Source organism: Pleionea sp. CnH1-48 (assembly GCF_024124665.1).
In the GTDB taxonomy this organism is placed as follows: domain Bacteria; phylum Pseudomonadota; class Gammaproteobacteria; order Enterobacterales; family Kangiellaceae; genus JAMXSB01.
Window position 1 is genome coordinate 191,793 of sequence record NZ_JAMXSB010000010.1, and the last position, 20,326, is coordinate 212,118.

General features: G+C 43.9%; 21 protein-coding genes. 18 read left to right on the forward strand and 3 right to left on the reverse strand.

Annotation, left to right across the window (positions count from 1 at the left end):
- The first annotated feature begins 214 nt into the window (after positions 1 to 214).
- The 15 genes from NH399_RS16830 (at position 215) to NH399_RS16900 (ending at position 13,114) form a co-directional block, all read left to right on the forward strand.
- Positions 215 to 652: a hypothetical protein gene (locus NH399_RS16830; protein ID WP_253042132.1), complete on the forward strand. Its 438-nt coding sequence runs from the start codon at positions 215 to 217 to the stop codon at positions 650 to 652.
- A gap of 238 nt (positions 653 to 890) precedes the next feature.
- Complete coding sequence (locus NH399_RS16835) at positions 891 to 1,355, forward strand: hypothetical protein (RefSeq protein WP_253042134.1); 465 nt, start codon at positions 891 to 893, stop codon at positions 1,353 to 1,355.
- Between the two features lie 184 nt (positions 1,356 to 1,539).
- On the forward strand, positions 1,540 to 1,881 hold the full coding sequence (locus NH399_RS16840; RefSeq protein ID WP_253042136.1) for a hypothetical protein: 342 nt from the start codon (positions 1,540 to 1,542) through the stop codon (positions 1,879 to 1,881).
- A gap of 19 nt (positions 1,882 to 1,900) precedes the next feature.
- Positions 1,901 to 2,317: a hypothetical protein gene (locus NH399_RS16845; protein ID WP_253042138.1), complete on the forward strand. Its 417-nt coding sequence runs from the start codon at positions 1,901 to 1,903 to the stop codon at positions 2,315 to 2,317.
- Between the two features lie 48 nt (positions 2,318 to 2,365).
- Entirely contained in the window at positions 2,366 to 2,887 is a 522-nt protein-coding gene (locus tag NH399_RS16850) for an HD domain-containing protein (RefSeq protein ID WP_253042140.1), read from the forward strand.
- Positions 2,888 to 3,035: 148 nt separating this feature from the next.
- Positions 3,036 to 3,746, forward strand: a complete 711-nt coding sequence (locus tag NH399_RS16855) for an alpha/beta fold hydrolase (RefSeq protein WP_253042142.1) — start codon at positions 3,036 to 3,038, stop codon at positions 3,744 to 3,746.
- 208 nt (positions 3,747 to 3,954) lie between these two features.
- Entirely contained in the window at positions 3,955 to 4,419 is a 465-nt protein-coding gene (locus NH399_RS16860) for a hypothetical protein (RefSeq protein ID WP_253042144.1), read from the forward strand.
- A 38-nt stretch (positions 4,420 to 4,457) separates the two neighbouring features.
- Positions 4,458 to 4,982, forward strand: a complete 525-nt coding sequence (locus NH399_RS16865) for a hypothetical protein (RefSeq protein ID WP_253042146.1) — start codon at positions 4,458 to 4,460, stop codon at positions 4,980 to 4,982.
- Between the two features lie 158 nt (positions 4,983 to 5,140).
- Positions 5,141 to 5,806: a nitroreductase family protein gene (locus tag NH399_RS16870; RefSeq protein WP_253042148.1), complete on the forward strand. Its 666-nt coding sequence runs from the start codon at positions 5,141 to 5,143 to the stop codon at positions 5,804 to 5,806.
- Positions 5,807 to 5,948: 142 nt separating this feature from the next.
- The gene (locus NH399_RS16875; RefSeq protein WP_253042150.1) at positions 5,949 to 7,823 is read left to right on the forward strand and encodes a 7TM diverse intracellular signaling domain-containing protein; all 1,875 of its coding nucleotides are present in this window, start codon (positions 5,949 to 5,951) and stop codon (positions 7,821 to 7,823) included.
- 288 nt (positions 7,824 to 8,111) lie between these two features.
- Positions 8,112 to 9,221, forward strand: a complete 1,110-nt coding sequence (locus NH399_RS16880) for an S-(hydroxymethyl)glutathione dehydrogenase/class III alcohol dehydrogenase (RefSeq protein ID WP_253042152.1) — start codon at positions 8,112 to 8,114, stop codon at positions 9,219 to 9,221.
- Positions 9,222 to 9,251: 30 nt separating this feature from the next.
- Positions 9,252 to 10,088, forward strand: coding sequence for an S-formylglutathione hydrolase (fghA, locus tag NH399_RS16885; RefSeq protein ID WP_253042154.1), 837 nt, complete (start codon positions 9,252 to 9,254; stop codon positions 10,086 to 10,088).
- 17 nt (positions 10,089 to 10,105) lie between these two features.
- Positions 10,106 to 10,606 (forward strand): DUF2057 family protein, encoded by a 501-nt coding sequence (locus NH399_RS16890; RefSeq protein ID WP_253042156.1) that lies wholly within the window; start codon positions 10,106 to 10,108, stop codon positions 10,604 to 10,606.
- A 241-nt stretch (positions 10,607 to 10,847) separates the two neighbouring features.
- Complete coding sequence (locus tag NH399_RS16895) at positions 10,848 to 11,297, forward strand: type III secretion system chaperone (protein WP_253042158.1); 450 nt, start codon at positions 10,848 to 10,850, stop codon at positions 11,295 to 11,297.
- Between the two features lie 17 nt (positions 11,298 to 11,314).
- The gene (locus tag NH399_RS16900; protein ID WP_253042160.1) at positions 11,315 to 13,114 is read left to right on the forward strand and encodes a hypothetical protein; all 1,800 of its coding nucleotides are present in this window, start codon (positions 11,315 to 11,317) and stop codon (positions 13,112 to 13,114) included.
- Positions 13,115 to 13,174: 60 nt separating this feature from the next.
- Here the strand turns inward: NH399_RS16900 and NH399_RS16905 are convergent, their stop codons facing one another.
- From NH399_RS16905 to mutS, 3 genes are all read right to left on the reverse strand, one after another.
- Complete coding sequence (locus NH399_RS16905; RefSeq protein ID WP_253042162.1) at positions 13,175 to 14,947, reverse strand: hypothetical protein; 1,773 nt, start codon at positions 14,945 to 14,947, stop codon at positions 13,175 to 13,177.
- A 242-nt stretch (positions 14,948 to 15,189) separates the two neighbouring features.
- Positions 15,190 to 15,513 (reverse strand): ferredoxin FdxA, encoded by a 324-nt coding sequence (gene fdxA / locus NH399_RS16910; protein ID WP_253042164.1) that lies wholly within the window; start codon positions 15,511 to 15,513, stop codon positions 15,190 to 15,192.
- Positions 15,514 to 15,518: 5 nt separating this feature from the next.
- On the reverse strand, positions 15,519 to 18,101 hold the full coding sequence (gene mutS, locus NH399_RS16915) for a DNA mismatch repair protein MutS (RefSeq protein ID WP_253042166.1): 2,583 nt from the start codon (positions 18,099 to 18,101) through the stop codon (positions 15,519 to 15,521).
- Positions 18,102 to 18,172: 71 nt separating this feature from the next.
- Here mutS and NH399_RS16920 point away from each other — a divergent pair, with 71 nt between their 5' ends.
- The 3 genes from NH399_RS16920 to recX all read left to right on the forward strand — a co-directional run bounded on the left by NH399_RS16920 (position 18,173) and on the right by recX (position 20,277).
- Positions 18,173 to 18,661 carry a CinA family protein gene (locus NH399_RS16920; protein ID WP_253042168.1) on the forward strand — a complete coding sequence of 163 codons (489 nt, stop codon included), beginning with the start codon at positions 18,173 to 18,175 and terminating at the stop codon, positions 18,659 to 18,661.
- 142 nt (positions 18,662 to 18,803) lie between these two features.
- Positions 18,804 to 19,838, forward strand: coding sequence for a recombinase RecA (recA, locus tag NH399_RS16925; protein ID WP_253042170.1), 1,035 nt, complete (start codon positions 18,804 to 18,806; stop codon positions 19,836 to 19,838).
- Positions 19,828 to 20,277: a recombination regulator RecX gene (gene recX / locus NH399_RS16930; protein ID WP_253042172.1), complete on the forward strand. Its 450-nt coding sequence runs from the start codon at positions 19,828 to 19,830 to the stop codon at positions 20,275 to 20,277. Before recA ends, recX begins: the two co-directional genes overlap by 11 nt.
- Positions 20,278 to 20,326 lie beyond the last annotated feature (49 nt).

The window sequence follows — 20,326 nt, forward strand, 5'->3', positions numbered from 1 at the left end:
GCACTTGCCGAAGTGTTGTTGCCACTTTACTCGCTAAGATAGTAATTTAGTAAACTTTCTAAGCGACTGAGATTCTAAGTTGAAGGGTATTTGAGGCTTTATAAGTGAAGAGCGGAACGAGTAAGAGCTTTTTTATGAGCGAATAACCAAATTATTATGGACAGTGAGCAGATACGAGTGCAGAACTCTATCTTAAGCACTGATTTTTTTCGATATGACCAAAAACAAAAAGTTCACCATTCCTGAATCTGATAGTCCATTTCTTAGTGGAATACTTTCTAGTATCGAAAAACGACGAAAATCTCTGAGATACAACTCTTGGTCGATGTCCCTTGAGCGAGTTGTTGAAGTTTATGAAGAAGGTAAGCTAGAGAAATTGGAGTTCAAGATTCAACCGTCAAGTCACAACGCCTGGTTGGAGGCAAGTCTGTGGGAGGACAGGTTTATTACTGTCAATTGCTGGGAGCGAACAAAGCAAAATAAATGGGATTGGTATCATGAAGGAAATCTGTTGCCCTTATTTGAGCCCAAATCTGTCATTGAAGCCATTGAGAATACTCGAAATGGCTTCAAATTGATGGGAGATAGATCTGAGCCAAATTTTTCGTCAATTTGGGGGTCTATGTTGGCTTCAGGACTTAAGTTAGTTTAATTATAATGGCCATCTGCACATCATATTATTAAGCATAAGAAAGGTACTGGGATGTTTACGAAAGAGAATATGGTCCCTGGGTTCATGCAGTTTTTAGAGAAGAAGGGGAAAAGGATAAAATAACTTGATAAGTGAGTTCTCAGAAGCGGATTTTACTGGCAACCAGGCCGATTTTGACTATCTTTTATTATAGGCAAGTAGAAGTTGCTGTTTTGGGACCCATCAAAGGAGTTTGACCTTGAAATTACTACGGTTTTTTATGATTGTGTGCGCTGTATCAGTGAGCCCTTTTTCTGCCGCAGATGCTAATGAAAAGCAATTGGTCGAAAAAGTAGCAAGCATTATGATTGAGAGTCATTCTCGTTATATTAATATTAACCTGCTATCCGAAATTTGCGCCTTGGATACCTCTTTGAATATCGACACCAAATCCCATGTTTTTGCTGAAGATTTAGACAATGCGCTGATGAATACCGCACGTGCGACTGGTGTTAAGAAGTTCGATGCTAACAAAGTGAAGGCACAAGCAGTAGAGCAGTTTGAGTCATTTATGAAAGGTCTGCGCTACGGAGGCTCGATTGCTGATAACTTTGTAAAAAGTAGAAACGTAAAGCTGTGCCCCAATGAAATCAAAACCATCGTGCTCCATGGCATTCATGATTTGCAGCAGCAACCTATGTATCTGGTGGATATAGAACAATAGTTTATCCTTCTTAATTATTCGAATACTAGCCCTATACAAATGTTATGGGGCTTTTCTTATTTACTGTAAGTATTCCATAATCTTTACTTGACACCTTCTCTGTAAATAATCCTTCTTGGTAGCCAATGAATCTTTTGATAGGGTGCTATCCAAACATGTAGCATTTCGTTATGTAGGGGTAAAGATGAAGTTGGGATTTTTGATGGCTATCTTAGTTCTGGGGAGCTCAGGCTCTTCGGCCGTTACGTTTCAAAAAATAGCTATTGAACATGAAGTAACATACAAAGATATAGTCAAGTGTGAACGAATGGGAGAAGATTCGCTTTCAGTCACTTTTAATAAGCAAGGCGTTGCAAAACTCAATCAACTTTTCTCTGAGTCTGGAAAAAAGTTGAATTTGGTCGTTGATGATAAGGTTGTATCCTCTGTGATGATTCAAGGCGTTATAAAGGATACTAAAACACTAACCTTTACAAGCAGCGTTAATACTTTATATAAAAGGTTTGAATGCCATCGATTTTTATAACGTAATGGATAAGTAATTAGTGACGTTTAACGACTTTGACTTATACAGTGCTAGCAGGGCCAACTTTCCGCAGGAAACTTTTGTCGACTTTAAAGTTGACTCTCTAAAGCTGGCAAAGCATTTAGATATCACGGATAGTTTAGGTATGCTATCTGTTGACCCTAAATACGCTAGGCAGTTGCTTCTAAAGGAACCTTCAGAGTTTCTGTCAGGGAGGGTTCCACTCTATGTTTGTGCCTGCTGTGCTGATTTATACTGCGGAGCTGTCACCGTTGCGGTAGAGCTGATTGATAATATGGTCGTCTGGAAGAACTTTGGATGGGAAGACCCAGACTCTCAGGATATTTCACAATCTGAATATATGGAACACACAGGGCCTTTTTATTTTGAAAAAAAGCCATATCGAAACGTTCTTTATCCTTATACTCGTTCCTGAAAGTATTCATTATCTACTGTCTGTTTATAAAAAGGAGTGCTCCTGTTTATGCTCAACAATAAAGAAGAAGCTTATCAACTACTGTCGTCTCTCGGGGCTCCTAAAGCGTTATTATTACATGTTCAACTGGTAGGAGAAGCGGCTGATATTTTGCTATCAGAATGCGCGAAACTACAGGTTCCACTCGATCAACAACTCGTTGAAGTCGGAGTGGCAATTCACGACGCGGGAAAAATACTTCATTCTAACGAGTTGAAAGAAAAAGGCGGTGAACATGAGCCTGCTGGTGAGAGGCTAATGCTCAGCAATGGCGCTTCTGTTGAACAAGCTCGTTGTTGTCTGTCCCATGCTCGCTATCAAGAAATGTTTGTGTCGTTAGAAGAGCTATTGATCGCTCTTGCCGATAAATTATGGAAAGGCAAACGAGTCGAGGAGCTTGAGCTGCGAGTTATCGATAAGATAGCAAAAACACTTGATAAAACACGGTGGGATATTTTTGAGCAGCTGGATAATTGTTTCGAAAGCATCGCTGCAGACGGTCTTGAGCGTCTTGCAAGAAGCCGAGTTTAAATTCATATCCAACAAGTAGTCACCCTAAGTCGTTTGGATACAAAGATGGCTTCAAAACTAATCGGCCACCATAACGAGCTTGGACTCAATCACAATTTCACTTAAACTCTCTGGCTTTCGATCTTCTGGTGGTTAAGGAATCTTAAATATGCCCACCCAACACAATCAATCCCCCTTGTATTTTATCCCTGGAACTCTCTGTGACGAACGTTTGTGGACCGAGTTATGGGAAGTGTTGGGAGACGATTATTCTTGTCATTCATTAACCATACCTTTGCTAGACAGTATCGATGATATTGCTCTGGGGTTAATCGACCAATTGCCATCTGAGCCTGTTGATTTGGTTGGGTTTTCTTTAGGTGGGTATCTGGCGGCATTAATGGCGGTAAAACATCCAGAGCGTATCCGTCGGCTGTGTGTATTATCCAATCACCCCGCAGCGCTGAATTCTATGGAGATCCGTCAACGAGAATTGAGTATCCAATATGCTAAAGCAGGGCAGTATCAGGGATTGAGTGACAAAAAGATCAAACAGTTAATCCATCGTTCAAAGCATCAAAATCTGGGAATTATAGACACCATACGAGCAATGGAGCAGCGAGCGGGTGTTGATACGCTTATCGGGCAACTGACCATTACCACCTTGAGGCCCGATTTAACCGCTGAATTATCCGGCAGCCAACACCCCATTCAATTTGCTTTTGGCGATCAGGATCCTTTGGTTCAACACTCTAAGATTAGTCGCATATGTGAGCAGAATTCTCAGATACAGATGGACATAGTGGAAGATACGGGCCACATGCTACCACTTGAGCAACCCTCAAAAACAGCCAATATTTTACGTAAGTTCTTTGTATAGCTATCAGGGTGGTGTTAGCTATTCTTCAATATTATCAATAGCTTGTGTATCACTTCATGTTATAGACTAAGCTATTATAGGTAGTGCGTAGCATCCAGGCTTTAATCGCTTGCGAATATCTATTTGATTGGCATCCAGAGCAGATTTTAGCTATCTTTTAGGTGAGTCATTCCGCGCCCACTTAAATACAAAAAACAGGAGCTTGACGTTGAAATTCTTAAAACCCTTACTAGCGGCTGCCGTTATCGCTGGATTTACAGTCCCTGCTACTGCGTCAGCGAATGATGAGCTGGCCAAAAATGTCGTGAGCATTATGATCGAAAACCACTCTCGTTTGATTAACATTAATCTGTTGTCAGAGATCTGTGCGATAGAAAAATACCTCGGCGTTGATGCGAGCTCTGATGCATTTAAAAAGCAGCTGAGCAAAAAAATTGCTCAAACGGCTGAATTGACTGGCGTTAAGAATTACAACGCAGATAAAGTAAGCGTCATGGTCACCGCGCAATTTCAGTCTTTTGTGAACGGTGTTCGTTATGGAGGCTTTATCGCAGACAATTTTATTAAAAGCAAAAATGCCAAAATTTGCACCAAAGAGATAAAAACAACGGTGATTGAAGGCATTAACACAATGCAAAAAGAGCCCTTATATCGATTGGAAGATGACAGCTAGGCTTTGATGAAAACAAATCATTAAGTTGTTTGTACTGCATGAGTGGTTTGAAAACACTGCTACAGCAATGGGACAACAAAGATCTCGACGTGTTGAGTGGTATTTACGCTGAGTATCACTCCTCATCACGCTTTGTTAGCTCATTGCTCAATTACCTGTCCGAAGGCTCGCTGCAAACAGCGGCTTCCTGGCTTTTGCTACATCATTTAGCGCAGGGGGCTAACCTTTCTAAAAAGCAGTCGCTTAAGTTATTTGAACAGATGAGCCATCTAGCACACTGGCAGTCCTGTTTGCACGTCTTACAAAGCATTCAATACCTATCCATTCCGTCAGATGGGGAATCGTTACTTTACTCCTTCGCTCGTGCTCAATTGGATTCCCCCAATAAATTTGTCCGCGCCTGGAGCTATGATGCTTTGATTCGTTTGGCCGATATCGAGTCAGACTATCGAGAAGAAGTTGCCTCCTTTGTCGCAATGGCGAACAGGGATGAAGCCGCATCGGTAAAAGCTCGAATTCGGCAACTGACAAAAGTTTGCCAATGGTGTGTGACGTCGGAGTAAGAATTTTTGCAGAGTCAAAAATCAACAAAAGCCTTACAATATAAAGCAATAGAGTAACAAAGTGACTTCACAAACGTCTCTTTAGCAACAAAAGGATAAATACACTAACTAACATTGAATGATACTTGCAGTTAAAGCGAGTTATCTTGGGGACATCGATGAAAACCTATCCATTCTTGCCACTCAAATTCACTACCTATTCAGAAAATCAGATGTTGGAACGCGCTAAAGCCTTCTATGAAAAAGTCAAACAACGTCGAACGGTGCGGGAGTTTTCGCCCGAGCCAATACCCCAGGAAGTGATAGAACAAGCTTTGTTGGCTGCAGGTACTGCGCCTAGCGGTGCCAATATGCAGCCGTGGCATTTTGTTGTTGTGAGTGACCCTGACAAGAAAGCACAAATAAGACAAGCTGCCGAAGCCGAAGAAAAAGAATTTTACCAACGTCGTGCATCTCAAGAATGGCTTGATGCACTTGCACCGCTAGGTACAGACGAACATAAACCATTTTTAGAAACAGCCCCGTACCTTATCGTTATTTTTGCCAAAAAATTCAGTTATACAGAACAGGGTGAAAAACGAAAAAACTACTATGTTTCTGAGTCTGTGGGGATCGCAACCGGGCTGCTCATAACGGCATTACATGAAGCGGGAGTGGCAACCTTGACTCACACTCCCAGCCCAATGAAGTTTCTAAACGAACTGCTGGGGCGTCCTGATACCGAAAGACCCTATATGATTCTGGTCGCGGGGTATCCTGACAAAGAGGCCAAAGTTCCTGACATCAGTAAGTTTGCTTTATCCGAAGTGGCGACCTTCGTATAGTCTCTTTGATGAGTTAGGTCGAGCTATCAAGAAAGTCGGCAGACTAGAGATGATTGGCCTAAACTCTTGTTAAGTAAGCCTGATTGAGACGTCGTCATTGGTCCAGAGAGTTCTCTGCTATTGCATCATTTTTCTGATCACTGTGTTGCTGAGTCAAAACTCAGCCGCTGATGAAGTGGTGGTTTCTGAAGCCCGTTTGAATCTGCAACCTTACCTCGAATATTACCGAGATGATGCTGGCGATGTTTCTTTAGGGCAAATCAAACTATTGCCTGATGAGCAGTGGGTGCAATCTAATCAGGAACGCATTAATATCGGTTTTGATGACTCAGTCTATTGGTTTCGTACCAAGCTCGTTATCAAGAGCGCTCAAGACCACATCCTTGTTATCAGCTATCCATTGTTGGATAACGTCGAAATCTTTACGTTTTACACGCACCGCACTTCGTCTCAACTCGCTGGCCACGCGCTGATGGGCGATCATTTGCCCTTTGCAGATCGTAGCATAAAGCATCGGCAGTTTATTACGCCACTAGGTGGAAGGCCAGGCGATCAAATTGATGTTTTTATCCGAGTACAAACTTCTGGAGCACTGCAGTTGCCGTTGTATGTGTGGCAAAAGGAGGCGTTTGTTCAGCAAGATAGTGTGACCTCATTAGTATTTGGTTTGTACTTTGGTGTGGTGCTGGTGATGGTTTTGTATAACTTCTTCATTTACGTGTCACTTCGAGATATTAGTTACCTGTATTACATTGGCGTGGTGGCGTCAACGGGGCTCTTTCAGTTTTGTTTTCATGGCTTTGCTTATCAATACTTTTGGACTGAATCGCCTCTTTGGCATGCTTATTCGGTCGCGATTTTCTCCATTCTCTCTACTTTGTTTGCCATGATGTTTGCACGACAATTTTTACGAACCAAAAGACATCATGATTGGGTGAATACCTTGTTTAATTGGGTCTTGATTCTGGTATTCATCATGTGTCTGCTTAGTCCGTTTTTGCCTTACAGTGTGAGCATTCGAATGTCACTAGTGGTTGGCTTCGTTGTGCCCTTAGTATTGGTCGTGGGTGGGGTAGTCCGTTCGTTGCAAGGAAATATCGCCGCTCGATATTTTACGGTGGCCTGGTTAGTTTTTGCCATTGGCACGGTGACTTTAGTCTTTGTGAAGCTAGGCTATCTAGAAAGTAACTTTGTGACAGAAAATTCGAGCCAAATTGGTTCGCTCATTGAGGTGATCTTGTTAGCCTTGGCTTTAGCACAGCGTTTTGCAGACGAGAGAGCAAAACGTTACGAAGCCCAGCAACAAGCTTTAACCAACGAAATTAAAGCCCGAGAAGCCAAAGAAAAAGCATTAACTATCCAGCAACAAACCAACGAAAAACTCGAAGTTCGAGTTAAAGAACGTACCGTTGAGTTAGAAGACACCATGAAGCAATTGTCTGAAGCCAACACTATGTTACGTAATTTAAGTGTCAAAGATGGATTAACCGGGATTAACAACCGCCGAGCATTTGATGAGCGATTTGAACTGGAATGGAAACGGGCTGTTCGCTCTCGTACTGATCTTTCTGTCGTCCTTATTGATATTGACTGGTTTAAGAAGCTCAACGACACCCATGGTCATTTGACGGGCGACGAGGCCTTAAAAGAAGTCGCCGACATGATCAACAGTGCTACCCGACGACCGGGCGATTTTGCTGCTCGATTTGGTGGTGAAGAGTTTGTCGTGTTACTGCCAGATACACGAGAACATGGTGCTGTGCATCTGGCGGATCATCTACGCAAGCGAATCGGCGATCTGGTCATCAGACACAACGATCTGCGCTTACAGGTCACTGTGAGTTGCGGTTGCAGCTCGGTACGACCAAGGGTAGGAGAGAGCGCTTCTTCATTGCTGGAGTGTGCCGATAAAGCGCTCTATGAAGCCAAGGAAAAAGGCCGAAACCGTGTGGAGTACCTTCCTTATCGACAATACAATGATTCAGCAGACACCCCGGCGAGCGACTCCGCTAATTGATGCTTCGACGGACACCCCGGTGAGGGGGATTCAGTTATCTATTGAACTAACAGACACCCTGGCGAGAGATTCTGCTCATTAACCGTTTAATTGGTGCATTTAGGGGCATTCAGCAGGTGCAATTGTGTTGTTTTCGATTTATTATCTCTTTACAAACAATTAGATGGCCGTAAAAGTTCTATCCTGATCGAGCTTTGAGCGATAGGGTGCCAGCTGGCGGTTTTGGGCTGCTGGCTCCATACAGGGACATGTTATTTACAGGTCATAAAAACAACAGGACATACATTTATGAAAACTCGCGCCGCTGTTGCCTTTGAAGCCGGAAAGCCGCTGGAGATTCTTGACGTTGATTTAGCTGGACCTAAAGAAGGGGAAGTATTGGTTCAGGTGGTTGCTTCGGGTGTTTGTCATACCGATGCTTATACACTGTCTGGTGCTGATCCTGAGGGGATTTTTCCATCGATTCTAGGGCATGAGGGCGGCGCTATCGTTGTTGAGGTAGGTCCTGGTGTTAAGAACTTAAAGCCTGGTGACCATGTAATCCCATTGTATGTTCCAGAGTGCGGTGAGTGTAATTTCTGTCACTCTAACAAAACCAACCTCTGCCAGTCGATCCGTACCACGCAAGGGCGGGGTGTGATGCCTGATGGTACATCGCGTTTTTCATATAAGGGTCAAACCTTGTTCCATTATATGGGGACTTCGACCTTTTCTGAGTACACCGTACTGCCCGAGATTTCATTAGCAAAAATTAACCCTGCTGCACCGCTGGATAAGGTGTGTTTGCTTGGTTGTGGTATCACCACTGGTATTGGCGCTGTGCAGAACACGGCAAAAGTAGAGCCCGGCTCAACCGTGGCGGTATTTGGCCTTGGTGGCATTGGTTTAAGTGTGATTCAAGGTGCTGTGATGGCGAAAGCCGAGCGCATTATTGCCGTTGATATTAATCCCAGCAAATTTGATATGGCCAAACAGTTAGGCGCGACAGACTGTGTGAATCCTAAAGATCACGACTTACCGATTCAAGAAGTACTGGTCGAGATGACCAACGGTGGCGTTGATTACTCCTTTGAGTGTGTCGGCAATGTCGAGTTGATGCGCTCTGCGCTCGAAGCCTGCCACAAAGGTTGGGGCACCAGCGTAATCATTGGTGTGGCTGGTGCAGGCCAAGAGATTGCGACGCGGCCATTTCAGCTAGTGACAGGCCGTACCTGGAAAGGAACGGCATTTGGCGGTGTTAAAGGACGTTCTCAGTTGCCAGGGTACGTTGACCAATATATGTCGGGTGATATCAACATTGATGATATGGTGACTTATACCATGCCATTAGAAGACATCAACAAAGCCTTTGATTTAATGCACGAAGGTAAATCGATTCGCTCGGTTATTAAGTTTTAATTGCGGTTGTTGAAAGAGAACTCAGAACCTATGAATTTGTTGTCAAAGATAAAGTGCTTTGAAGGCCATTGGCATCGTTATCAGCATGCTTCGCAGTCTTGCCAGTGCGACATGACCTTTTCTATTTTTTTGCCACCTCAAAGTGAACAGGGCAAAGTGCCGGTCCTTTACTGGTTGTCTGGATTAACCTGCAGTGATGAAAACTTTGTACAAAAAGCTCATGCGGAGTCTATTGCTGCCGAACTAGGTATGGCTATTGTTGTCTGTGATACCAGCCCTAGAGGGTGCAACATTGAAGGCGAAGATGATGACTGGGATTTTGGTAGTGCTGCGGGTTTTTATTTGAACGCAACGCAAAAACCTTGGTCTAATCATTACCGCATGTATGATTATGTGGTCGATGAATTGTGGCAACTGGTTAATGAACATTTTCCTGTGGATGCTAACCGCGCAGCGATAGCGGGTCATTCCATGGGAGGCCATGGCGCGCTAACCATTGCGCTAAAAAATCCGCAACAATATCGTTCGGTATCGGCTTTTGCTCCTATTTGCGCACCCATGGAATGTGCCTGGGGCGAGAAGGCGTTTACAAACTATTTGGGGCCCGATCGTGATAGTTGGAGCACCTATGATGCGTGTCAGTTAATAAAAAGCGGGCATAGGGTAGATTCGATGTTGGTCGAGCAAGGCGAAGCTGATGGTTTTCTGGCTGAACAACTGCTTCCAGAAAAATTGCAGCAGGCCTGTGAATCGGCACAGATTCCATTAAAGTTAAACCGTCGTGAAGGCTACGATCACAGTTACTTTTTTATAGCGAGTTTTATTGAGTCGCATTTTCGTTATCATGCTGCACAACTAAGTGCTTAACAACAAGAGTTATTTGTATGAAATTTGGTTTATTCATTGCTTTATTAAGTCTCAGCATTAAGGGATTTTGTGATGGTCAGGTGGTTATTCCTGAGCAATTTAATTTGTTAAGTATTAATGAACAGCCTTACGAGCAGGGGCTGTTAGAAAAAAACAAAATGTTGTCGTTTACCAGCGGTACACACAAAGTCACTTTGCAATACGAAGTGGTTATTGAGATTGACTCTGATGAACACGAGGTTGTTAAATCACAGCCCTTTGATGTGAAGTTTCGTATTGAAGACGGCAAGCGTTACGTAATTCATTCTCCTTACCATAGTGAACTTGATGCTGCTCAAAGCTTTGCAAAAAAACCGGACTATCAGATTCGAGTAGAAGAAATGACTCGCCAAGAAGTTAAAGCTATTGAAAAAGTTAATGAGATCCCTACGAAAGCGTTGGATAACTTGAAACATTGGTGGTTACAGGCGTCAGACGCAGAGAAAGCTCAGTTTAAGAAATGGATGAAGAAAAGTTAGTAAGTTTCTGCATTGATTATCATCTTAAAAGCCGATCTTAGATCGGCTTTTTTATAAATAACTATTAAAAAGTCCAACTATTTTGTGATAGAAAAACTATCATCTTCTACAACGCCTTGTACGTTCTTTTACTTCAAGTAAGCCCTTCCTGATTCTATATTGTTCTAAAAGAACAACTTTTCATCTCTTTATGTTACTTAAGTAATACACAAACATTAAGTTTCTAAGGAGGTTAGTTGTTATGCCTATTAATTTTTCATTGTTAGTCGATGAATATGCTGAACTTGCAAATATAGATACGATTCAATGGCAGCAGGGCAGCCACTTCTCTTTATCAGCAGAGAATATAGAGATTAATGTTGGTTTTATTGAAGAATCTAACAAAGTTGTTGTTGTTAGTTATCTTTCTGTATTTGCGAATGAATCGATTTACAAGAAGCTGTTGAAAGCGAACTTCGCTCTTCAGGACATTGAAATCGGATGTTTAGGTTTAACGCCACAAGGAGAGGTGACTCTGAACATTAAACAAGATGCTTCTCATTTAGATGCCGCAACTTTCGACCGCTGGATAACCCAGATTACTCAAGAAAGTCATCGTTGGAGAGAGTTATTGTCTCTACCGCAACTTATTGATGACGAAACTATTGTGCAGCAAGGCGACTCTTCCTGCGAAAACTTATTAAGAATATAATTAGGGAGCTATTAATTATGCAAATTTCAGTTGATTATAAATCGGTATTATTGTCAGCACAGTCAGAACAGACTTCTGTAAAAGAAGCGTTAAACCTGCCTCAAATGACCAGTAGCAAATCCATCAGAGAAAACTTTGTCGGCTCATTAAGCAACGACTATAAACTGGATCAAAAACTGACTTCTCAGTTTGTTGAAAGCGAAACGCCTCTGACAATTAGCTCAGCAAGAGAATTTTTCAAAACGGCGGCAGGGACTAAGAAAACGTCTCAAAATCTGGTTCAACCCCAAATTAACTTGAGCCCTAAGCCTAAATTTATACCTCAAAGTGAACCTAAAGCCGATATTGTGAAAGCTCAGGTTATTTTAGACCGATTTGATGAGAACTCTCATGATATCCCTAATCATTTACAATTTCGCTCATATAATGATGTGTTGACGTTAGTTAAAACCCTTCAGTTAGCACAGGATAAAATTGCATCCTTAGACAGCTCAGTTAAGCGATTGGAGCAGTCAATCGAATCCGAAAAATCTTATTACCAAGATAGGATTAACCGAAACAAAGAAGCAAAAGATCCTTTTATTAAAGGTTTGGAAAGAGATTTAAGCTTACTTAAGTTCGAAAGAAAACAGTTGATTCAAAATACACCGGATAAGAAAAAATCAAAGCAAAGCTATATTCAAAAGCGTGATGATTACAACCGAAGAATCAAAGATACAAGTGCAAAGTTAAGTAAGTTAAAAAACACCATGCAAAAAGAAAATGACAAGTGGGCAGATATTTGTAACCGCAAAGTATCTAAGTTACAAGTTAATTTAAGATCACAGATGACTGAACGAACTCGAATGGAGGCTTTAGTAAAACGAACCAATGATGCATTTGATAATCATGGTATTAAAGAAAATCACTTGAAAGCTGCAAAAGAGTGGAATGAGCTAAGCTACAAAGGTCATTTATTCACAGCGCCTATGATTATGGGAAGTTGGCATCAACATCTTCAGCCTCTTTACGACCCAACTGGAGACAGCGACAATGGGGTAGTGTCCACCAGCAAATATCAGAAGCAGGTAGATTACTTGTCAAAAGATTCTGTTGTAAATGGTCCAATTTTGAATATGCCCGATGAAGACTGGTCAGAGATTGGAAATCAGGCCTGGTTACAGGGTGCGTATAATCGAGGCAATATGTTTGTTATTAAGTCTCACTTAGAGCCCGAGATTGTTGAAGCTCATAATAAAGCGGCACTTTCTGGTAAAGATGAAGACTTAAAAGCTTATTATGACTTGATCATCAAAAGTGATAACACCGCGCTTTCTAAGCCTGCATCAGGAGGAAAGTTGGCCGCAAAGGGACTGTTAGTTCAAGACTCCGTGAAGAAAGGGCTATCGTTAGAGGGTGCATTACTTAAATTGAATGACCAGACGCTCGCAGATAAACTACGTAACAACAGTGATTTTTGTAACGCTTATAGGTTGGCTTTAGATGAGTATCAAAAAGTTGCTTCTAACGTTGGTCATGACCCAAAAGACTATATCGATCCATCAAATACTCGAGAGCAGGAAATTGAGTCTGATTTGGGTTTCAGTGGTGACTTCCAATCGAAGTTTGATGATTTGACTCGCTGGTTGCAGAGAGTTCCTGGTACTCGCTCTGAGTCTCTGGAACCGACATATTCCGCGATGGAATTGATCGATGCTGCTAAGCACGGTTACATTATTAATGAAACTTCAGGGGACCCTTCTGTTCAGTCAGAAGAAAATAGACAGACTTTGATGCCGCAGATAAAGTCATCTATCAATAAAGAAATTACTCATTAGTGAGCTATCAATCAGAGTTGAGTTATTCAACTCTGATTTTTCTTTATTAAAAAGCGAAAGTTATTGCTTAGGATCATCCGGTGTTAAGTCCAGATTCTCTTGCCAGGTGAGTCCTGGTGTCATCAAAATGGGAGCAGGGAAGTCAGCTAAAGTTGCCGAAAAATCTTCATCGGTTAATAGCATTGCGCCAACAACGGCGGCACGATCCAGAATGCGGCTTTCTCCTACACGGCCTCTTTGCCCCCAATCAACAACGTTAGTACCACTAGCAATAATGCCTACATCTGCCTGAATTTGATAACGGTGCTGCATCATGAATTGTTCAAACAAAATGGCGAAGTCTTCACGAGCGGTAAAAAAGCTTTTAAACAGCAAGCCGTTGTCTGGCTCAAAGAAAGGAATGATATCAGTGCTGGTGTAACCGCGCTCTAACTCTGTTGATGAGTTGCCCGCAAATTTAACACCAGCTAGTCCCTTCATGGCTGTCGAGGTAAGCTCTGTTAATGTTTCATTGCCTGACGTGACGTTTAACGAAGCCTGATGAACGGTTTGATCGCTGTCTAATGTTGCCCAAGTGCTAGGGGGAAAAGTGTCATTGGCATGGGCAAACTGGTGATAAAGTACTGGCGTTATGTCATGACGATAAAAATTTAATGGGCGAGCCTGGCGGAAGTTATACGGCCAGAAGAAGGTAACAAAGTCGTCGTTTTGCGTATAACGTGTCGGCATAAAAAATTGCAACGAGCCACCAAAAGCGGGAACGTTTTGTTCGAGTAAGGTGTCTCGCTCAGCAGGATTGCGCCACAAATCAGAAGGATCAAGATAAAGTGCGCCCGTATAGGACCAATAGAAAGATGGCTTGATATCGTAAGATAACACGATAACAGTGGCGGCTCTTGCCAAACGCTTAAAATCGTTTTCGGTGTCTTCGAGCTCTAAAAATTCTTTAAACGCATCACCCATCCATTGATGAGAAACCACCACCCGATTCATGACATCATCCAGCGTTGGGATAATAGTGTCTTGTCCTAGTAGAGGCAGATCGTTGAGCTTGCAGGACTCAATGAGTACATTGGAGTAAGCACAACCCACCAGCTTGTCGGCATAAGGCCCCGTTGGATTGTAAGGGCGAGTGTTGGCTGCCACTTTACCTAATGCTGCAGGAAACACCCCTTGATCATCAATCGTGATGTTTTCTACTAACACAAAAACCTGATCAGTGGCTGTGTTTTCGTCAGCATCTGTTACCGTGACTTCAAAAGTCAGCAGGGCATCCTGCTCCACTTCTGGCGAGACAAACTGCAGTACGCCGGAATTACCAAAAGTAATTTCTGCACTTGGCCCAGATATCTGCTGCCAGCTGTATGTGATACCCGCACCATTAGCAGAGTCAAAAGCTCGAATACTGCCCTTGGTTTGCTCAACCATCGCGTGATCAAGTCGTGCGTTAACGGTTAACGGCTCGGCAGCCACATCAAAGGCTTCAAAAGTGTATTGCTTGCTGTATTGATTATCTTCGCTGTCAGCGAAAGTTAGTTGGATGGTATGAATACCTGGCTCTGTCACATCAAAGCCAATGGCTTTCCTTTGGCTGGCTGCAATGTCCAGTTCGCTCAGGCCAGTAAGCTGTTCCCATCGAATATTTTTTACGGTTAAGCTGGGTGCTTCTAATACGAGCCCTACTGATTGACCGACATTCACCTGATTGTCTGCTGGTCCCGTGATTTTAAACGTTTCTACGGGGGGAGGGGGCGGTGGTGGAGGTGTCGGGTCATCGCTGTTGCTACAAGCTTGCAACAGAACGAGTAAGGGGGCCATCAGCAGTATTCGCATAACTTCACATACCTGTATTATTATTGAGCACTTTGCTTACGCTTTCTGGGTGTATTGCCAGATCCGCTCTGAGTGCTGTTATTTATTCCAAATCTATTGCTTATTGTAACGCGATTGGGGCAAAAATAAGAGTGTAAATTAATGATTGGAGCGGGTCTGAAATGAGGATATTGAGAATTACGCTACAGCGATAGCAAAGGAGGGTATCGCAGGCCTAGATGGTACGAGGCCTGCGGGGTAGATTAGCGTTCAAGCTTTTCTATTTTATTGGGTTTTCCGTCCCAATCTGCGGCATCCGGTAGTGGGTCGCTTTTTTCCGTAATGTTCGGCCAGGTCTGCGAAAGCTCTTCGTTGATTTCGATAAATTGTTTCATGTTATCTGGCACGTCATCTTCTTCGAAGATGGCTTCTGCCGGGCACTCAGGTTCGCACAGAGCGCAATCGATACACTCATCTGGGTTGATCACCAAAAAATTAGGGCCTTCATAAAAACAATCGACCGGGCATACCTCTACACAGTCAGTATATTTGCATTGAATGCAGTTATCTGTGACGACAAAAGCCATGAATATTATCTCCGAACTTCTTGTAATTGTTGCTGCCATTGATAGAGCAGGTCGAGTGCGTCGCGTGGACTCAACTGATCGATATCAACGGAGGTTAATTCCGAAACCACTTTTTCGTGGGTCAGGTTTTTCACGTTTGCCATCAATTGCTCGGCTGGGGTCGCAGATAGCTGAGCATGATGGGCGCTGTTTTCCAGTTGTTCCAGCTGAAATTTGGCGGCGGCAATAACGCTGGCAGGCAATCCTGCCATTTTACCGACCTGAATACCAAAACTCTGGCTGGCTGGTCCCTGGTGAACGCTGTGATCCAGTATAAAATCGTCGCCGTACTCTTGTGCGCCAAAATGAAGATTGATCACGCCGTCTTGTGAATCGGCTAGTTGTGTCATTTCAAAATAATGGGTCGCAAATAAAGTAAAAGCGCCGATGTTCTGATGAATATGTTCGGCAGTCGCCCAGGCCAGAGAAAGGCCATCAAAAGTGCTGGTGCCACGTCCAATTTCATCCATCAACACCAGACTATTTGGTGTTGCGTTATTCAGTATATGCGCTGTCTCGGTCATTTCAACCATAAAGGTTGAACGGCCACTGGCCAGATCGTCTGATGCGCCAATACGCGTAAAGATACGATCAATAGGCCCTACCTGTGCACTGTCAGCAGGCACAAAACTGCCGATATAGGTCAGCAGAGTAATCAGTGCTGTTTGCCGCATATAGGTCGACTTACCGCCCATGTTAGGGCCGGTAATGATCTGGGTGTTCTGGCTCTTATTCAAGTTAACGTTGTTGGCAATAAAAGGCTCAACCGTGTTCTCGACGACGGGATGGCGTCCCTGACATATATTAATAACTTTGTCAGATACCAGCTCAGGGCGCACATAGCGTGAAGTCAGGGCTTTGTCGGCAAAGCTTTGCAACACATCGAGAATCGCTACGGATTGAGACGATTCTTGCAGCTGGGCAACGTAAACTTGAATATCGGCAATGAGTTGCTGATAGAGTTCTTTTTCGAGCGCTAAAGCCTTCGACTTGGCCGATAAGACTTTTTCTTCGTATTCTTTGAGCTCAGGGGTGATAAAACGCTCGACATTTTTGAGCGTTTGTCGGCGAACGTAATGGGTGGGAGCTTGTTCACTCTGAGCACGAGAGATCTCGATGTAAAAACCGTGAACTTTGTTAAAGCCAACTTTTAAGGTGTGTAGGCCAAGCTCTTCTTTCTCGCGTTCTTCAAGCTTAACCAGAAAGTCATCGGCGTTAGCCGAGAGGGTTCTTAGCTCATCTAAATTGTCATTAAAGCCTGCTGCAATCACACCGCCATCGCGAACGACCACCGGTGGGTTTTCGATAACGGCTTTTTGCAGATGTTGGTGCAATTCTTCTAAAGCGTGAATCGACTGGTTGAGCTCACCGATATGTGGGCAATCGATTTCAGAAAGCAACAATTTGAGGGCATAGATTTCGACCAAACTATCGCGCAGGCGAGCCAAATCTCTTGGGCGAGCCGAACCGAGTGCAATACGAGTGGTGATACGCTCAATATCCGAAATCGCTTTGAGCTTTTCTTGAATCATCTCAAGCGAACTGGATTGTAAGCGCGAGACGATATCATGACGCTGGCGTATTTCGTTTTGATTGGCCAGTGGTTGATTCAACCAGGATTTTAACAGGCGCTTACCCATGGGATTGCAGGTATGGTCAATCACTTCAAACAGTGTATGAGTTTCGCTGCCTTGCAAGTTTTGCGTCAGTTCCAGATTGCGTCGTGTGGCCGAATCGATGCTGATGCAATCGTTTTTGGTATAGGGAATCAGACGGCTGATGTGGGGCAGAGCACCACGCTGAGTTTCTTCGGCGTATTGATAGATAGCACCTGCGGCTCCTATACCAACGCTAAGTGCGTCGCATCCCAAAGCAGCCATATTGGCGACTTCGAATTTACGACATAGAGTTGTGCGATTTTCATCGATATCAAAATAGTAATCCGGCAGAGCTTTACAACTATAGGGCAGATCATCCAGCTCGGTTTTTTCTGATGTTAACAATTCGGCTGGTGATAAACGCGCAAGCTCATTGAGTGCTTCGTCGATATGCTCACATTCACTCACCCAAAAGCGACCACCGGCTAAATCGAGCCAGGCTAAGCCAATGTTTTTCTTGGTCGGTAGGATAGCTGCCAACAACTGCACGTCGTGGCTGTCGAGCAGGGCTTCGTCGCTCACGGTCCCTGGTGTTAGAACACGTACAACTTTACGTTCAACTGGGCCTTTACTGGTGGCCGGATCGCCAATCTGCTCACAAATAGCAACGGATTGCCCCAGCTTGATTAAGCGGCTAAGGTAGGTATCGACCGCATGAAAGGGGACACCCGCCATTGGGATGGGCTCACCCGCTGACGCACCGCGCTTGGTGAGCGTGATATCGAGTAAATCGGCGGCTTTGATGGCATCATCATAAAACAGTTCATAAAAATCCCCCATCCGATAAAATAGCAATTCTTCGGGGTGAGCTGATTTGATTCCGAGATACTGTCGCATCATCGGAGTATGGGCTTTGGTTTCCGCCATTGTAGGAGCTTGTTCTGTTTTCATGGCGAGGATTGTAACTGAATCTGAACAGGGGTCACCACCCAAATTCACAATAAAATAAATGAGTTGCTTAAATGATGGACAAAATAGAGGATCTGGTCGAAAGCCTTGCACAAATAGCCGTCAATCGATCCATTCGAGTCGCGACCGCAGAGTCTTGCACTGGTGGCTGGATCAGCAAAACGTTAACAGATAGAGCAGGGAGCTCCCAATGGTTCGAATGCGGATTTACCACTTACAGCAATGAGGCAAAGCATGGAATGCTAGGAGTGGACTCTCAACTCATCGAACAATACGGCGCGGTATCAGAACCCGTGGTAGCAGCAATGACGGCGGGTGCATTAGCACGCTCTAACGCCACCATTGCGGTCGCCGTGAGTGGGGTCGCTGGTCCAGAGGGAGGAAGCCCGCAAAAACCCGTCGGGACCGTCTGGTTTAGCTGGCAAATCCAAGGCCAACCTGCCGAAACTCAACGCATTTTGTTCGATGGAGATCGAGAATCGGTTAGAAAACAAACGGTTTATCGGGCAATTGCTGGAATTGTCGAGAGAATTGCCGATTAGGGCTACCGTCACAGCAGGATTTTTGAAATAATTGGCCAGCCCCTGCAATCAATTTGTTAATACTCAAGTTTCCGCCATAGTGTGAACCATCAAACGATCTTGAGTTAACACCAATTTTATACAATATAATTTGGAGAAATAGATGGACGATAGTAAGAAGAAAGCGCTCGGTGCTGCCTTATCTCAGATTGAACGCCAATTTGGTAAAGGTTCAATCATGCGAATGGGTGAAGAGCAGGGGCCTCGGGATTTTGAAGTGATTTCGTCAGGCTCTATCAGCCTGGATATCGCACTCGGTGTGGGCGGCTTCCCTAAAGGCCGTATTATCGAAATTTATGGACCAGAGTCTTCTGGTAAAACCACCATTTCTTTGCAAGCCATTGCCTCTTGTCAGAAAGACGGCGGAACGGCTGCCTTTGTTGATGCAGAACATGCATTAGATCCTGTTTATGCCGAAAAGCTCGGCGTTAATCTAGATGACTTATTAGTCTCTCAGCCAGACACTGGTGAGCAAGCATTAGAAATCACCGATATGTTGGTGCGTTCTGGTGCGGTTGACCTGGTCGTTGTTGACTCGGTAGCGGCTTTGACGCCAAAGGCTGAAATCGAAGGTGATATGGGTGACACTCACGTTGGTTTGCAGGCACGACTGATGTCGCAAGCTTTACGTAAGTTAACTGGTAACATCCAGCGTGCTAACTGTACCGTTGTCTTTATCAACCAGATCCGTATGAAAATTGGTGTGATGTTTGGTAACCCAGAAACGACTACGGGTGGTAACGCACTTAAATTCTACTCTTCTGTTCGTTTGGACATTCGTCGTACAGGTGCGATTAAACAAGGTGATGAAGTGGTGGGTAACGAAACCCGCGTTAAGGTCGTGAAAAACAAAGTAGCACCTCCATTCCGTCAAGCTGACTTCCAGATTCTGTATGGTGAAGGCTCTTCATTAGAAGGTGAAATCATCGATCTGGGTGTTAAAGAGAACATCATTGATAAATCTGGTGCTTGGTATAGCTACAACGGCGATCGCATTGGCCAGGGCAAGATGAATGTGACTAATTTCTTAAAAGAAAATCCAGAAATTGCTCAGGAGCTTGAAGCGAAAGTGAGAGCTAAGTTGATGCCGAATTCTGCTGCTGCACAAGGTGAGGTAGCGGAAGAGATTGAAGGCTAAAACTCAACCAGACAGTGCTCGCCATCGTGCGATTGGGTTATTAACCCGGCGCGAGCACTCTCGTCGAGAACTCCATCAAAAGCTGCTACAAAAAGGTTACGTTGCCGAAGAGATTCAGTTAGCACTGGATGATCTGGAGCAACGTAATTGGTTAAGTGACGAGCGTTTTGCGGAGTCGTGGATTCGTTACCGAGCTGGACGATTGTATGGCCCGGCAAGAATTCGCATGGAATTAAAAGAAAAGGGCGTTGATAGTGCCATTATCGACGCTGCTTTTGCTGAGTCTGAAGTCGACTGGATCGAAAACGCAGTGCGAGTAAGAGAAAAAAAATACCGCAACGCGCCCAGTGACTGGAAAGAGAAAGCAAAACAACAACGATATTTGCAGTATCGTGGATTTTCCAACGATATTATCAATATTGTATTTGAAGAATATTAACTGAGTATTTCAATGGGGCATTATCGAGCGAGGTAATGTCGAGTTGTCA